Here is a 14,584-nt window from a genome sequence, read left to right as displayed (position 1 = left end):
TCGACGCCATGGCTGAGGAAGCCGCGACATCCAAAGGCAGCCTGTTGCAACCGCACCAGGTGATTGTCCGTCCCCTGGTGACGGAAAAGGGTATGCATCGCGCCACGCGCCACAATGCCTACGCGTTCGAGGTCAGCCGCCTCGCGACGAAGGCCGATGTGCGCCGGGCGGTCGAGGAATTGTTCAACGTGAAGGTGTTGGAAGTGCGGACGCAAAACCGCAAGGGCAAGCCGCGTCGGGCGCGCTTCCGCCAAGGCAACACGGCAGATTGGAAGAAGGCGATCGTCAAGCTGCACGCCGAGCATCGGATCAATTTGTTCTAGACGCAGGAAGCAATTGCCGAGGTCGATGACCTCGACCATGAAAGCAGTCAGGGATCGTCGAGCAACCATCGGATTGAGTCATGGGAATTCGCAAATACAACCCGGTTACGCCAGGCCGCCGCGGGGCGAGCGTGAGCGACTTCGCGGACCTGACTCCAGGCGCCAAGCCGCTCAAGGCCTTGTCCCGTCCGAAGAAGCGTGGCTCCGGTCGCAACAATCAGGGCGTGATCACCGCGCGGCATCGCGGCGGCGGTCACAAGCGGAACTATCGCGTCATCGACTTCCGTCGCCAGAAGGACGGCATTCCGGCGCGCGTCGATTCGATTCAGTACGATCCGAATCGCAGCGCCCGCATCGCCTTGTTGCACTACGCCGACGGCGACAAGTGCTACATCCTGGCGCCCGCCGGACTCAAGGCCGGCGATCAATTGATGAACGGCCCCGAGGCCCCGCCGGCAGTCGGAAACTGCATGCCGCTGCGGAACATCCCGCTGGGCGCCACGATTCACAACATCGAACTTCGGGCGGGCCGCGGCGGCGTGCTGTGCCGCTCGGCCGGGTCGAGCGCCGTGCTGGCGGCTCGCGATGCCGACTGGGCGCAGATCAACTTGCCAAGCGGTGAAATTCGCCGCGTGCCCAGTGCCTGTCGGGCCACGATGGGCGCCATCGGCAACGCCGATCACATGAACATCGTGATTGGCAAGGCCGGACGCAATCGTTGGAAAGGTCGTCGCCCGCACGTTCGCGGTACGGCGATGAATCCGATTGACCATCCGCACGGTGGTGGTGAAGGCCGCACGAAGGGCGGGCGGCATCCGGTCAGCCCGACCGGCAAGCTGGCCAAGGGCGGACACACCCGCAAGCCGAGAAAATACAGCAACACAGCGATCGTGCGTCGGCGCAAGTCGCGCCGTTACGGTCAGTTGAAGATTCACTAGTCGCGCCGGATTCATTCAGCACACAACTGCAGCAGCACGGTAACTGAAGGCAAGCCATGGGACGTTCGCTTAAAAAGGGCCCGTTCGTCGATCCGAAGCTCTACGAGAAGGTAGACGCCCAGGAGCAGGCGGGAACCAAGAATCCGATCAAGACCTGGGCGCGCCGTTGCACCATCGTGCCGGAGTTCGTCGGTCACACGTTCATGGTGCATAACGGCAAGCTGCACATCAAAGTATTCGTCACCGAGGACATGGTCGGGCATAAGCTCGGCGAGTTTTCCCCGACCCGGACGTTCCGCGGTCACGGTGGGAAGACGAAGAAGGCCGAGAGGTAGTCTCGACTGATAGTTGCCTCTCGCTTCGCGAAAGGCGACCAACCAAGCCGACAAAGAAATTCGAGTCATGCCATACCACGCCATCTATCGCAACATCCGCATCAGCGCCCGTAAAGTGCGCCCGATCGCGGATTTGATTCGCGGCAAGTTTGCGGACGAAGCGCTCGACATCTTGAAGTACCAGCCGCAGCGCGGAGCGCGGTTGCTGGAGAAGGTGTTGAAGAGCGCCTTGGGCAACGCCGAGGACCGTCACGAGCGTCGCGTTGATGAATTGGTGGTCGTCGACGCTCGCGTCGACGCGGGGCCGATGTTCAAGCGGATTCGTCCGCGAGCACGCGGCATGGCGTTTCAGATCAAGAAGCGGACCGCGCACATCCGTGTGGCAGTCGATCGTTTGGACAACACCTAGTCATTCCTTCCGAGTCATTGCCTGAGATCGGCGCTTTAAGCCGGAGCCAAGAATATGGGTCAAAAGGTCAATCCAATCGGATTTCGCACCGGCATCATGTGCGGGTGGAAGAGCCGTTGGTATGCGTCGAAGAAGGAATTCGCCGGTCTGCTGGTGGAAGACCACAAGATTCGGAAGTTCGTTAAGGGTCGCAAGGAAAAGTTCGGAAAGCCGATGTATCCGGCGATCGCGAAGATTGAGATCGAGCGAACTCGGGACGAAGTGAAGGTGGTGCTGTTCTCGGCTCGGCCGGGCATCATCATCGGTCGCAAGGGAGAGAAGGTCGAAGAGCTGCAGAACGAACTGCAACGCCTGGTCGGCCGACGCATCAACATCAAGATCGAGGAGATCAATCGTCCGGAAATTCAGGCGCAACTGGTCGCCGAGGATATCGCGGAGCAGTTGGCCAAGCGGTCCAGCTTCCGTCGGACGATGAAGCGCTCGATTGAGCAGAGCATGGAAGCGGGCGCCAAGGGCATCAAGGTGCAGTTGGCGGGTCGCCTCGGCGGTTCAGAAATGTCCCGTCGCGAAAAGCAGATCGCCGGAGCGATGCCATTGTCAACGCTCCGCGCGAAGATCGATTACGGTTTCACTGAAGCAAAGACCGCACAGGGACACATCGGGGTCCAGGTGTGGATCAATCAAGGCATGTACGAAGAGGGTGAGATCTATGGCGCTGATGCCCAAGAGGGTCAAGCACCGAAAAAGCCAAAGAGGACGTATAAGAGGTGACGCGACTCGCGGCAACCGCGTCGTCTTCGGCGATTTCGGTTTGCAGGCGATGCAAGGCGGTTGGCTCAGCGCCTCGACCATCGAGGCTGGGCGTATCGCCGCGTCACAATACCTCCGCAACGAAGGGCGCTTGTTCATTCGCGTGTTTCCGCACAAGTCGATCAGCTCCATCCCGCTCGAAACCCGCATGGGCAAGGGCAAAGGGGAGCCGGAATACTGGGCGGCCGTGATCAAGCCGGGGACGGTGCTGTACGAGATCGGCGGCGTTTCGGAAGAAGCGGCGCGGATCTGTCTGCGTCGCCTCGCGCACAAGATGCCAGTCGCGGTTCGCTTCCTCAAGCGTCGGTCGGGGTAGGACATGAGCAAAGCCAGCGAACTTCGAGAAATGAGCGACGAGCAGCTTGGGCTGACTCTCAAGGAAGCGGCGGAAACGCTGTTTCACTTGCGGATCAAGGCCCAGACAGAGCGGCTCGATACGCCCAGTGAATTGCAGAAAAATCGGCGCCTGATGGCCCGCGTGAAGACGATTCTTCGCGAACGTGAATTGAAGACGGCCGCCACGTAATGCCTGGTAACGGCGTTGCAAGGCGCCGCTAGACGACCAAGACGGACGATAGAGCTATGCCCAAGCGAGTGTCAATCGGAATCGTGACCAGCGACAAGGCGTCGAAGACGCGCCGCGTGGAGATCCCGCGCCTGGTGCGTCACGCTAAGTACGGGAAGTTCCTGCACCGTCGGACCGTGTGCCACGTGCATGACGAGAACAACGACGCCAAGCTGGGCGACACGGTCGAGATCGTCGAAAGCCAGCCGCGGTCGAAGTTGAAGCGTTGGGAATTGGTTCGCGTCGTCAGCCGCAGCCAGGTGGTGGACATCGCGGCGATGCGGGCTCGCATCCGAGCCAAGGAAGCGGAAGCGACGCAACGGGCGGAAGTGTGAAGATGAGTGATGAGTGAAGAGTGGTCAGTGATGAACAACAAATAGTCATCATTCATCACTCCGCACTCATCACTTGGATCGACGGCGAATCGAATTCCTTGTGGACATCGACAGTTAGGTGAGTTGCCATGATTCAGATGCAAACCAGACTCAACGTGGCGGATAATTCCGGCGCGAAAGAGGTGATGTGCATCAAGGTGTTAGGCGGCACCCGCCGGCGTTGGGCCGGGCTGGGCGACGTGATCATTTGCAGCGTGAAGAGCGTCATTCCTGGCAGTAACGTGAAAAAGGGAGACGTGGTCCGCGGCGTGGTGGTGCGTTGCCGCAAGCCGACGCGACGGATCGACGGCAGCTATGTGCGGTTCGATTCGAACGCCATGGTGCTGATCGACAACGACAAGAATCCAAAGGGGACCCGCATCTTCGGCGCCGTGGCGCGTGAGTTGCGGGACAAGAGTTTCATGAAAATCGTCAGCCTCGCCAGTGAGGTGGTGTGATGCATATTCGCGTGGATGATCGAGTCAAGGTGTTGGTCGGCGACGACAAGGGCGTGGAAGCCCGCGTTGTGAAGGTCGATCGGACCAAGGGCAAGCTGATCGTGGAAGGCGTGAACCGCGTGTACAAACACATGCGGCGCAGCCAGCGGAACCCGCAAGGGGGCCGGCTGTCGAAGGAAATGCCGATCCAGTTGTCGAACGTGGCGCTGGTTTGCCCGAAGTGCGGCAAGGCGACACGGACGGGGGCGCGGTTCTTGGCGGACGGCTCGAAGGAGCGGTTCTGCAAGAAGTGCAACGCCGGCATCGGCACGATCGCCCCGGCCCACGTCCAGCACGTGGCGAAGTAAGCATCGAGATGCGTTGGTTGGCTGAGTGGCTTGGAAGTTGATAACACGAGGCGTTTAGGTATGGCGGCGAAAACGAAAAAGGAAGCGGCTCCCGAGGCGGAGGCAGGCCCTGTGCCCGTGCCGCGTCTGCAGGAGCGTTACCACCAGGAATTGTTGCCCGCGCTGGCCAAGTCGCTCGACCGAGAGAACAAGCACGCGCTGCCGCGGCTGCAGAAGATCGTCGTCAACATGGGCGTTGGCAGCGCGGTCACCGAAAAGAAGCACATTGACGAAGCCGTGTCGGCGATTGCCCAGATCACTGGCCAGAAGCCGATGGTCACGCGCAGCCGCAAGGCGATCGCCGGATTCAAACTCCGCGAGAACCTGCCGATCGGTTGCAAGGTGACCCTGCGGGGCGCCCGGATGTTCGAGTTCCTGGATCGGCTGGTGTCGCTGGCCCTTCCTCGGGTGCGCGACTTCCGCGGCTTGGACCCAAACGCTTTCGACGGCCACGGCAACTACAGCCTTGGGCTCTCGGAGCAGTTGGTGTTCCCGGAGTTGAATCCAGACAAATACACCCGCGTGCAAGGCATGAACATCACGTTCGTGATGTCTTGCGACAAGGATGACGAAGGTCGAGAACTGTTGCGAGGCTTCGGCATGCCGTTCAAGACGGCCGAGGCGCAGGCGCAACAGAAGCGAGAGAAGGCAGGCTGAAGACAGCAAGTGATGCGTGCCGCATGATGAGCATTGTTTGTTCTTATGCGTCGCCAGTGTCAGAATGAGCTAGCACCCCATCGGTTTTTTCCATGGCGAGTAAATCCAAAATTGCCTCGGCGGCCCGTAAGCCGAAATTCTCCACCCGGCTGGTGCGCCGCTGCAAGCTCTGCGGGCGTCCGCGAGCTGTGTACCAGAAATTCGGCATTTGCCGCATCTGCTTTCGCAAGTTAGCAGACCAAGGCTTGATCCCCGGCGTGAAGAAGGCGAGCTGGTAAAGGGAACCCGACTGCGATGATGACCGACCCTATCGCCGACATGTTGACACGGATCCGCAATGCGGTGCGCGTTGAGCGCGCCCATGTGGAAATGCCGCTGTCCAAGGTTAAGCGCGGCTTGGCCGAAGTGTTGAAGCGCGAAGGCTACATCTGGGATTGGGAGGAAGTAACCGCCCAACCAGCCAGCCAGCTGCGCATTCACCTGAAATACGGCCCGAACGGCGAACGGGTCATTCGGCACTTGAAGCGCGTCAGCAAACCCGGCTGTCGGATTTACCGTGGCGCGGAATCGCTGCGGCCCGTCCTGAACGGCTTGGGCATTTCGATCATTAGCACGAGCCGCGGCGTCATCAGCGACCGCGAAGCCCGCCAGCGCAAGTTGGGCGGCGAGGTCCTGTGCGAATTGTGGTAGCAGCGTGCCGACCGGAACTGTCCGGCGCACGCCAAAAGCATTGAACTCAACGTATTGAATTCAGCGCGGCCGTTCGCGGTCGCCACTCCGAGGCAGCCATGTCCCGTATCGGCAAGAAACCAATCACGATCCCCGATGGCGTAAAAGTCACCGTCGACGGTGCGCGCGTGGTCGTGGAAGGCAAGCTCGGCAAACTCGAACAGACGTTTCGCCCCGAAGTGACCGTTTCGCACGACGCGGACGCCAAGTCTTTGACCGTGGCTCGCAAGTCGGACGATCGGCTCCCGCGGGCGTTGCATGGCCTGTCCCGCGCCTTGTTGCAAAACATGGTCCTGGGCGTCAGCCAGGGATATCAGAAGAAGCTGGAAATCGTCGGCGTCGGTTACCTGGCCGCGATTCAGGGCGGTGTCCTGCAATTGCGGGTGGGGTTCGCCAACGAAATTCAAAAGCCGATCCCGGCCGGACTGAAGGTGACGTGTCCCGATCAAACGCATGTCGTGGTGCAAGGCGCCGACAAGCAACTGGTCGGGCAGTTCGCCGCGGAAGTCCGTGCGGTGCGCAAGCCGGAGCCCTATAAGGGCAAGGGCGTGCGATACGACGGCGAGGTCGTCCGTCGCAAGGCCGGTAAGGCGATGTCGAAGTAATGCCCGATGATGCGGGCGGAAGCACTTGGACCCTATTCCTCGGGTCCCATGAAATGAGAATTCAGTCGTGAAACACGAAAAACTAATTCGGGCGCAACGCACGCGACGTCGCTTTCGGGTACGCAATCGCATCAAACGCGACTCCACCCGGCCGCGTCTGAGCGTCTTCCGCAGCGTGGCGAACATTTACTGCCAGATCATCGACGACGCTTCCGGGCGGACATTGGCTGCGGCCAGTTCCGTCGATTCGGATGTGAAGTCGTCGGTCAAGTACGGCGGCAACAAGGTTGCGGCGCAGGCCGTCGGCAAGGCGATCGCCGAGCGGGCCAAGGCCGCTGGCGTGACGGCCGTCGCTTTCGATCGCGGCAACTACAAATACCATGGTCGGGTCGCAGCGCTGGCGGATGCCGCGCGCGAAGCCGGCCTGCAACTGTAAGCAACACCCTCATCGATTTCCCGGGAACGCAACGTGACATCGGAATCATCGAATCGCGGTGAATTGATCGACAAAGTGGTGAAGATTCGCCGCTGTGCCGCCGTGGTCAAAGGCGGTCGCCGATTCAGCTTCTGCGCCATGGTCGTGGTTGGCAACGGACGCGGCAAAGTCGGCTGGGGCTACGGCAAGGCCAACGAAGTGCCGCCGAGCGTCGAGAAGGCGGTCAAGGACGGCAGTCGCAGCATGGTCGAAATCAACCTGGAACGCGGCACCATCCCCCACACGATCGAGGGCCGGTACGGCGCCGCCCACGTGATCCTCGTCCCGGCGTCGCCGGGTACCGGCGTGATTGCCGGCGCCAGCGTCCGAGCGGTCTGTGAAGCCGCGGGCATTAAGGATATCCTCACCAAGAGCTTCGGCAGCACGAACCCGATGAACCTGGTGAAGGCGACGATCGACGCCCTGAAAAATCTGCGTACGAAGAGCGAAGTAGAACGGCTGCGAGGAGTCGCCCTGTCATGATGTTGAATGACGTTAACCGCGGTGTGAAGAAGAACAAGGCGACCAAGCGTCTCGGGCGCGGCCCGGGCTCCGGCCAAGGCAAAACCGCCGGCCGTGGCCACAAGGGTCAGGGTGCGCGGTCCGGTTCGTCGTTCCCCGCGCATTTCGAGGGCGGTCATTCGCCGTTGATTCGCCGGGTGCCGAAGCGCGGTTTTAACAACGCTTTCGGCCGCACCGTGATGTCGATCAATGTTGGCGAGCTGGAGCGATTTTTCGCCGACGGCGACGAAGTCAATAGCGAGACCTTGCGGGCGAAGAACCAATGCAAGGGGCGCTACGACGCGCTCAAGATTCTCGGTCATGGCGAGCTGACGAAGAAGCTCAAAGTTTCCGCGCATTTGTTCAGCCAGTCGGCCCTGGAAAAGATCGCGAAGGCCGGCGGAACCACCACGGTGATTCCGGGACCGGCGCCGGTCGTGAAGGCGGAGAAGAAGAAGCTAAAGCCCTCCAAGTAGGAGACGCCCGACCGCTTTGACCGCCGCTCAGCTCGGCGAAGGATCGCTCGAGCGCCGCCCATCACCACCATCCGTAAATGTTTGACGGAGCGAGCCATGTGGGAAAAGATTCGTGTCATCTTCACGATTCCCGAGTTGCGGCAGAAAATCCTGCTGACGCTGTTTCTCCTGGCGATTTATCGCGTCGGCTTCCACATTCCGTTGCTGATCGTCGATCAATCCAAGTCCGGGCTGTTCTCCGGCAGCGAAGGCGATTTCGCCGGCCTGCTTGATAAGGTCGCCTTGTTGAGCGCCTCGGACCTCAACCGGATCACGATCTTCGGCCTGGGCATCATGCCCTATATTTCCGCATCCATCATCTTCCAGCTCTTGGGCAGCGTGTGGAAGCCGCTCGAAGAGTTGCAGAAAGAGGGAGAAAGCGGACGGCGAAAGATCAACGAATATACGCGCTACGCCACCGTTGCGCTTTGCTTTGTGCAAAGTTGGTTCTACGTCGGCGCGCTCGATAACGATCCCCAGAATATGAAAGTGCTGCCACAGTTTCTCGTGGACGGCTCCATCACGTTCACCTGGCACTTTATTGCCGTGATGGTTATGACGTGCGGCACCATCTTTTTGATGTGGCTGGGCGAGCAGATCGACGAGTACGGCATCGGCAACGGGATCAGCCTGTTGATCATGGCCGGTATCGTCGCCCGCATGCCCGCCGCTGCCATGCAGTTGGTCAAGCCGCTGTGGGAGAATGGCCTCCAGCTCGGCGTGGGCCGCGGCGAAACGGGAATAGAGACGCTGTTGGTGCTCGCGGTGCTGTTCGTCGGCGTGATCGCCGGCGTGGTGTTCATCACGCAGGGGCAATTGCGCATTCCCACGCAGAGCGCCAAACACTTCCGCGGGCGCCGCGTTTATGGCGGCACCAAGCAATACCTGCCCCTCAAGGTGAATCAAGCCGGCGTGATGCCGATCATCTTCGCCAGTAGCTTGTTGATGTTCCCGACGTTCATCTTTAGCTATCTGGGCTCTACGTTCGGCATCACCTGGCTCACGCGGATCGGAGATTCGTTTAGTCGCGAGTCGTCGTTTATCTACTGCGTGTGCTATGTCGCCATGATCTACTTCTTCTGCTACTTCTGGACGGCGATCACGTTCAATCCCAAGGACATGGCCGATAACCTGAAAAACTTCGGCAGTTATATCCCCGGCTACCGCCCAGGCAAACGGACCGCCGACCATTTGGAACGCATCATGGTCCGCATCACCTATGTGGGCGCGGGCTTTTTGGCAATCGTTGCGATCGCTCCCACCCTCATTTCCCAATCGCCTGGCGTACAAATCGACCCTGCGACCGCCTCGTTTTATGGCGGAACCGGCCTGTTGATCGCGGTCAGCGTCGCCTTCGACCTGGTCCAGAAAATTGACAGCCACCTGGTGATGCGGAACTACAAGGGTCTGCTAGAGTAGTGGTGGGGTGGCGGACCGGGTGGGCCGGTTTGGCGCGCGGCCGAAGGTCTGGAGGGGAGTCTGCATTCCGTCTCACGGTGACCCGTGCGTGGAATGTCATGGGCGGTTTATCCGCCCCGAGTGGCGGCGGATTCCACTCCGGTGCCGGCGATTAACCCGCCGGCAATTTTCTGGCCGAAGTGAACGCTTGCTGAGTGCGGTTCGCGATGCGAATTGTTTTTATCGGTCCTCCCGGCGCGGGCAAAGGAACGCAGTCGAAACGGCTGTTGTCCCATTTGGCGATTCCGCATATTTCGACCGGGGAAATGCTCCGCGAAGAAATTGCCCGGCAGACGCCCCTCGGACTGGTGATCAGCGAGCAGATGGCCGGCGGCGGGCTGGTGCCGGACCCGATTATCCTGTCCCTCGTCGGTGAGCGGATCGAACAGCCCGACTGCCGACGCGGGTATCTCTTCGACGGCTTCCCGCGCACGCTGCACCAGGCGGTAGCATTAGACGCGGCGCTCGAAGCGAACGGGCAAGCGTTGGACGTAGTCCTGGAGTTGCGCGTCAGCGAAGAGAGCGTGCTGGAGCGACTGCGTTATCGCGCGAAGCATGAATCCCGTCCCGACGACGACATGCAGACGGCCATCGAGCGGCTGCGTCACTTTCGCGAATTGACCGCTCCGCTGTTAGGATACTATTCCCGGCGAGGCTTGCTGCGCACAATTGACGCATCGGGCACGCCGGACGACGTCTTCGAGCGCATCCGAGGCGTAGTCGACGAAATCCGCGGCACGAAGGCCGCTGGTTAGTCGACGGCCTTCCCGTCGACGGGATTTCACTTACCTTCCGTACTTCGCCGATTGGCCCATTCGCCATGCCGAAAGCCGCTATTCCTCAGGAACGCAAATCGCCGCGCGAGATCTCGTTGATGCGGCAGGCCGGACTGTTGGTCTGGGAAGCCCATCATCTGGTCGCCGCGAAGGTGGCGCCCGGCGTCACGACTGGCGAGTTGGACGCCATCGTCGAACAGTTCTTCGCCAAGCACAACGCCACGCCGCTCTTCAAAGGCGTGCCGGGCAAGAAGATCCCCTTTCCGGCGGTCTGCTGCATGTCGGTCAACGAAGAAGTCGTTCACGGCATTCCGGGACGTCGCGTGTTGCAAGAGGGGGACATCATTAGCGTTGATACCGGTTGCCGCTATCAGGGTTGGTGCGGCGACGCCGCGGTGACGCATCCGATCGGCGCCGTTTCGGCCGAGGCGCAACGGCTGCTCGAAGTCACGCGCGGCACGTTGCTGCTGGCCATCGAACAGTTGGGCGTCTGCCGGATGTGGAGCGAAGTCGCCACGCAGATGGAGAAGTACGTCAAGGAACAGGGATTCAGCGTCGTCGAGAATCTCGTCGGCCACGGCATTGGCCGCGACATGCACGAGGAACCGCAGGTGCCGAATTATTGGAGCCGGCGGATTCGCCAAGACGCCGACTTCCGCCTGGAGCCAGGCCTGGTGATTGCCATCGAGCCGATGGTCAACATTGGCTCCAAACGTGTGCGCACGCTTCGCGACACCTGGACGGAAGCGACGTCCGACGGCAGCTTAAGCGCCCATTTTGAACACACGGTCGCGCTGACCGAGAACGGCCCGCAGGTTTTGACCGCCGCTCCGGACGGCGCCTATTGAGCGGCTGTTACGTGCCGCGCTCGAGCTTGAGCAGCTTTTCGCGCGTCGATTGACAATAGATGCGTGCGTCTCCCAAGGCCTCGATGGACTCTTCGAGATAGCCATCCGCGGCGGCCGACCAGGCGCGGTTCAGATTGCGCTCCACTGCCGCCAACGAGCTCAAGGCTTCCGCGGCTCGCCCGATTCCGGTCGCGGAGATGAAGGCCGGTTGGCTGCGCACTAATGGCTTGATCCAACGCTTTTGGATCGCGTCGGTCAAATCGCAAATCGCCTTGGCGGCGCCTGCGGATTGCGATTGCCTTAAGATCGCTTCAATGTCGGCCTCCAACTCCGCGACGGACATCGCGGAGATCGGAACCACCGAACCATCGTCGGCCGCGACAACCGCGCCGCGCGTCTTCCTGGCCAGCAATGCGCCGCCCAGTAGCATCAACGTCCCCGCCGCGGTGTACCACTTGCCGGGCCAACGCGACCAGGCGAACTCCTTCACTCGCACATACTTCCAAGCGGGCGATTGCCCGGGCATACCCGGAGCGTTCTTTCGCAGCTCGGCGATCGCCGCCGCATCAAGCTGACGGCCGCGCTTGGCCACCGGCACGATAACTCCATTGTCGCCAGGTTTCGCGCCGGCGTCATCGTTGAGCGTGAGATTGAGAATCACCTCGTCCGGAGCGTCGATCGGCACGTAGTAAGCGCTCGCCGCCCCATACACGCCGAGCGACGTCCCCAGCATCATCAATAAGGAGGCAACCCATTGCATGGCGAGGTTCCGATACACCAACAATCACGCCGTTCAACACGTACGGCGTTCGAAACTCAAAACATCTTCTCCAGCGACGGCAGCGCGAGTGCGAGCGCCGCGATGCCGAGCGCGAGGAGGCCTTCGCCGATCACGAATCCGGCGCACGTCGGTACGCCCCATTCCTCGGCCCAGTCGTCACCTTTGACCTTGGCCACGATCATCTGCGTGACACAGCCAAGCCCGTAGGTGAGGATGCTGTGAAACGGCAGGTACATCGAAATCCCGACGAGCACGCCTAATCCCGAAAAAGCGCCGACGCCCAGCAGCAGCCCCAGCACGGCGCCGCAGCCATAGAGCGCGTAGGGCAATTCGCCCCCTTGCATGCCGTTTATCACGGCGAGCAGCGCCGTCGCTTGGGGCGCGGGCGTCTCGGTCCCGGGGCCGATGGGAATTCCCTTCGGTTCGCCGGCGGCCGCGCGCTCCGCGGCCGGAGCATTCGCGAGGCGGGCGATTTCGGCGCTCTTCGTTTGTTCCAAGTTGTTGGAGATGATCAGCATCAACGTGGCCATCGAGACGAACGGCCCGATCGCGGCGGTGAGCGTTTGCGACATCTGCTGACGGCGCGGAATCGAGCCAATGAGTTGGCCCGTTTTGAGATCCGTCATCATGTCGGCGGAGGCCGTCACCGCGCAACACAAAGTCGCGCCCACCATCACCGCGCCGACGGTGTCGCTCGCTCCGCCGAGCAGCATCACCAGCACCACGGTCAACAAGGCGATACCCGAGATCGGCGACCAATCGGTCATGCCGGTGCATTGAGCGATGATAATTCCCGCAAACCAAATCCAGACGACGCCGACGACCGTGATCACCAGATTCTGCGCCAGGAACGGCAATCCGCCCAACCAACCGCTATCGCCTGGCGTGCGCGTCAAATGAGCGGCGAAGAACAACACGATGGCACAGGGCGCGGCGATCAACAAAATCGTCCGCAGGTCCATTTCGTCCTGCCGTTTGGTGATTCGCGTCGCCGAAGCGATACTTTTGAATGCGGCCCTCATCGCCGGCAGCGCGGCGACGATGCCCATCGTGGCGCCGCCCAATAACATGCCGATTCCCAATGGTCGCGTCAGGCCGATCCGCGCGCTTTCCGTGACCTGAAAGTCCTGTACCGTCGGCGGCATGAAGCCGCCGAGATACGCGGCGGGGGCGAGCACCCAATAGGCGAGCACCCCGCCGGCGAGCACCATTAGGCCGGGTCGCCCGCTCAAGTAGCCGGCGCCAAACGAGAGCGGTGAAATCGCCAGTGTCAGGGCGAGAAAATCAGGAATGCCGAGCAATCGCCCGAGATGAAACTCCTCGCCGTCGAGGACTAGATCGCCCTTGCCGTCGCGGTTGTGATCGACGCGATGCAGTTGCGCCTGATAGTTCGCTTCGGCACTGGCATCGCCCGCCGCCGCGGGTTCAGGCATTGCCAGTCGCCACTCCTGGTCGGAATAGCCGAGTGCATGTCGGCCGTTCCATTTCAACTGCGTCGACGCCGTGGGATAATACAGGATCGCCGCGAAGATCGCGGCGACAATCAACACCAAGGATTTCTTCCCGCCAGCGCCGGGCGCGCGGAGAATCGCGCTCATCGCCGTGCCGCTCGGAAACCGCAGCCGGTCGATTTCGATCATCTGCTTGCGGAGCGGCACGATGAACGCGCAGCCCATCACCGCGCCGGCCGCGCAAGCCAGTGTGATGAGCCAGAGCCTAACCCCGCCGCGCGGCTGTTCTGGGTTGATCAAGAACAGCACCGGCACCGTGAAAATGATGCCGGAAGTGATCGTGTTGACCGTCGAGGCGACCGTCTGGGCGAGGTTCACTTCCAGAATCGAGCCGCGCCGCAGCACGCCGCGCAACACGCCGAACCCGAGCACCGCCGCGATCGCGGACCCGGTGATCGTAAACCCGATTTTCAACCCGGCGTACGTCATCGACGCGTTCATCAACACGCCGACGAAAATCCCAAAAACCATGCTGCTCCAGGTGATTTCGGGATATCGCTTGCCGGTCATACGTGGCCTTGTTCCTCTGAGCAGTGAACAGCCGCAACCATCGGGCGGCGTCCAGTATAGGCCGCAGCGCCGGCGACGGATAGAGAATCAGTGACGGCAATTGAACCGTAGAACGACTGCGGGAGGCGTCTCCGACGCCGATGGAGAAACCGCGGATAGCAAGCAAGGGGTCGCTTCACTGTGCGACATCGATCATCGGCGTCGGAGTCGCCTCCCACAGGCTGATTGGCAAGACATGCTATTGAGGGTGACTACGGCCAGCGCGGCTCGCGCTTTTCGAGGAATGCGTTGAGTCCCTCCGTGGCGGCTTCGGTGGTGCGGGCGGTGGCACTCACTGCCGCGCCCGACGTCAGTTGCCCGAATAGCGACTCGCCGATGGTTTCGTTCAGCATGCGCTTCGTGAGCTGCAACGCCTGCGGCGCGCTCTGCGCGCATTGTCCGGCGAGCTCCACCGCGCGCGCCCAGAGGCGATCCTCGTCGATCAATTCGTGAAACAAGCCCAGGCGATGGGCCTCGTTGGCGTCAATGGTCGCGGCCGTTAACAGCAGCCGCGCCGCCTGACCGCCGCCGACGCGAAACGCGAGGAGCGGCGACACGATGCCGGCGACAATGCCGCGCTT

The 14,584-nt window shown here is 61.4% G+C and carries 23 protein-coding genes; 20 read left to right on the top strand and 3 right to left on the bottom strand.

Going from position 1 to position 14,584, the window contains the following annotated elements:
- Positions 1 to 8 precede the first annotated feature (8 nt).
- The 20 genes from rplW to map all read left to right on the top strand — a co-directional run bounded on the left by rplW (position 9) and on the right by map (position 11,162).
- Positions 9 to 323: a 50S ribosomal protein L23 gene (gene rplW, locus SGJ19_08260; GenBank protein MDZ4780230.1), complete on the top strand. Its 315-nt coding sequence runs from the start codon at positions 9 to 11 to the stop codon at positions 321 to 323.
- A gap of 80 nt (positions 324 to 403) precedes the next feature.
- A complete protein-coding gene (gene rplB / locus SGJ19_08255) occupies positions 404 to 1,261 on the top strand; it encodes a 50S ribosomal protein L2 (GenBank protein MDZ4780229.1) in 858 nt (285 codons plus the stop codon).
- A 56-nt stretch (positions 1,262 to 1,317) separates the two neighbouring features.
- Positions 1,318 to 1,596, top strand: coding sequence for a 30S ribosomal protein S19 (rpsS, locus tag SGJ19_08250; protein MDZ4780228.1), 279 nt, complete (start codon positions 1,318 to 1,320; stop codon positions 1,594 to 1,596).
- A 67-nt stretch (positions 1,597 to 1,663) separates the two neighbouring features.
- Complete coding sequence (rplV, locus tag SGJ19_08245; GenBank protein MDZ4780227.1) at positions 1,664 to 2,005, top strand: 50S ribosomal protein L22; 342 nt, start codon at positions 1,664 to 1,666, stop codon at positions 2,003 to 2,005.
- A gap of 54 nt (positions 2,006 to 2,059) precedes the next feature.
- Positions 2,060 to 2,776, top strand: a complete 717-nt coding sequence (gene rpsC / locus SGJ19_08240; protein MDZ4780226.1) for a 30S ribosomal protein S3 — start codon at positions 2,060 to 2,062, stop codon at positions 2,774 to 2,776.
- Positions 2,715 to 3,131, top strand: a complete 417-nt coding sequence (rplP, locus tag SGJ19_08235) for a 50S ribosomal protein L16 (protein MDZ4780225.1) — start codon at positions 2,715 to 2,717, stop codon at positions 3,129 to 3,131. The genes rpsC and rplP overlap by 62 nt, the downstream gene beginning before the upstream one ends.
- 3 nt (positions 3,132 to 3,134) lie before the next feature.
- Positions 3,135 to 3,341, top strand: a complete 207-nt coding sequence (rpmC, locus tag SGJ19_08230; GenBank protein ID MDZ4780224.1) for a 50S ribosomal protein L29 — start codon at positions 3,135 to 3,137, stop codon at positions 3,339 to 3,341.
- Positions 3,342 to 3,397: 56 nt separating this feature from the next.
- A complete protein-coding gene (rpsQ, locus tag SGJ19_08225) occupies positions 3,398 to 3,715 on the top strand; it encodes a 30S ribosomal protein S17 (GenBank protein ID MDZ4780223.1) in 318 nt (105 codons plus the stop codon).
- A gap of 128 nt (positions 3,716 to 3,843) precedes the next feature.
- Positions 3,844 to 4,212, top strand: a complete 369-nt coding sequence (rplN, locus tag SGJ19_08220) for a 50S ribosomal protein L14 (protein ID MDZ4780222.1) — start codon at positions 3,844 to 3,846, stop codon at positions 4,210 to 4,212.
- Positions 4,212 to 4,559, top strand: a complete 348-nt coding sequence (rplX, locus tag SGJ19_08215; protein ID MDZ4780221.1) for a 50S ribosomal protein L24 — start codon at positions 4,212 to 4,214, stop codon at positions 4,557 to 4,559. The genes rplN and rplX overlap by 1 nt, the downstream gene beginning before the upstream one ends.
- Before the next feature lie 60 nt (positions 4,560 to 4,619).
- Positions 4,620 to 5,255, top strand: coding sequence for a 50S ribosomal protein L5 (gene rplE, locus SGJ19_08210; protein ID MDZ4780220.1), 636 nt, complete (start codon positions 4,620 to 4,622; stop codon positions 5,253 to 5,255).
- A 92-nt stretch (positions 5,256 to 5,347) separates the two neighbouring features.
- Complete coding sequence (locus tag SGJ19_08205; protein ID MDZ4780219.1) at positions 5,348 to 5,533, top strand: type Z 30S ribosomal protein S14; 186 nt, start codon at positions 5,348 to 5,350, stop codon at positions 5,531 to 5,533.
- 16 nt (positions 5,534 to 5,549) lie between these two features.
- On the top strand, positions 5,550 to 5,945 hold the full coding sequence (gene rpsH / locus SGJ19_08200; protein MDZ4780218.1) for a 30S ribosomal protein S8: 396 nt from the start codon (positions 5,550 to 5,552) through the stop codon (positions 5,943 to 5,945).
- Between the two features lie 98 nt (positions 5,946 to 6,043).
- Positions 6,044 to 6,589, top strand: a complete 546-nt coding sequence (gene rplF / locus SGJ19_08195; protein ID MDZ4780217.1) for a 50S ribosomal protein L6 — start codon at positions 6,044 to 6,046, stop codon at positions 6,587 to 6,589.
- 67 nt (positions 6,590 to 6,656) lie between these two features.
- Positions 6,657 to 7,025, top strand: a complete 369-nt coding sequence (gene rplR / locus SGJ19_08190) for a 50S ribosomal protein L18 (protein ID MDZ4780216.1) — start codon at positions 6,657 to 6,659, stop codon at positions 7,023 to 7,025.
- Between the two features lie 33 nt (positions 7,026 to 7,058).
- Entirely contained in the window at positions 7,059 to 7,547 is a 489-nt protein-coding gene (gene rpsE / locus SGJ19_08185; GenBank protein ID MDZ4780215.1) for a 30S ribosomal protein S5, read from the top strand.
- The gene (gene rplO, locus SGJ19_08180) at positions 7,544 to 8,041 is read left to right on the top strand and encodes a 50S ribosomal protein L15 (protein MDZ4780214.1); all 498 of its coding nucleotides are present in this window, start codon (positions 7,544 to 7,546) and stop codon (positions 8,039 to 8,041) included. Before rpsE ends, rplO begins: the two co-directional genes overlap by 4 nt.
- Before the next feature lie 96 nt (positions 8,042 to 8,137).
- Positions 8,138 to 9,499, top strand: a complete 1,362-nt coding sequence (gene secY / locus SGJ19_08175; GenBank protein MDZ4780213.1) for a preprotein translocase subunit SecY — start codon at positions 8,138 to 8,140, stop codon at positions 9,497 to 9,499.
- A gap of 206 nt (positions 9,500 to 9,705) precedes the next feature.
- Complete coding sequence (locus SGJ19_08170; protein MDZ4780212.1) at positions 9,706 to 10,293, top strand: adenylate kinase; 588 nt, start codon at positions 9,706 to 9,708, stop codon at positions 10,291 to 10,293.
- 65 nt (positions 10,294 to 10,358) lie between these two features.
- Positions 10,359 to 11,162, top strand: coding sequence for a type I methionyl aminopeptidase (gene map / locus SGJ19_08165; GenBank protein ID MDZ4780211.1), 804 nt, complete (start codon positions 10,359 to 10,361; stop codon positions 11,160 to 11,162).
- A gap of 7 nt (positions 11,163 to 11,169) precedes the next feature.
- On the opposite strand, the gene SGJ19_08160 is transcribed toward map, so the two are convergent.
- The 3 genes from SGJ19_08160 to SGJ19_08150 all read right to left on the bottom strand — a co-directional run.
- A complete protein-coding gene (locus tag SGJ19_08160; GenBank protein MDZ4780210.1) occupies positions 11,170 to 11,922 on the bottom strand; it encodes a hypothetical protein in 753 nt (250 codons plus the stop codon).
- Between the two features lie 56 nt (positions 11,923 to 11,978).
- Positions 11,979 to 13,964: an OPT/YSL family transporter gene (locus SGJ19_08155; protein MDZ4780209.1), complete on the bottom strand. Its 1,986-nt coding sequence runs from the start codon at positions 13,962 to 13,964 to the stop codon at positions 11,979 to 11,981.
- 251 nt (positions 13,965 to 14,215) lie between these two features.
- Positions 14,216 to 14,584, bottom strand: a 369-nt coding sequence (locus SGJ19_08150) for an enoyl-CoA hydratase-related protein (GenBank protein MDZ4780208.1), incomplete at its 5' end; no start/stop codon positions are given.

Source organism: Planctomycetia bacterium (assembly GCA_034440135.1).
Lineage (GTDB): Bacteria > Planctomycetota > Planctomycetia > Pirellulales > JALHLM01 > JALHLM01.
Note: the sequence above shows the minus strand (reverse complement) of the source record. Positions and strands in the feature narration are given on the sequence as shown.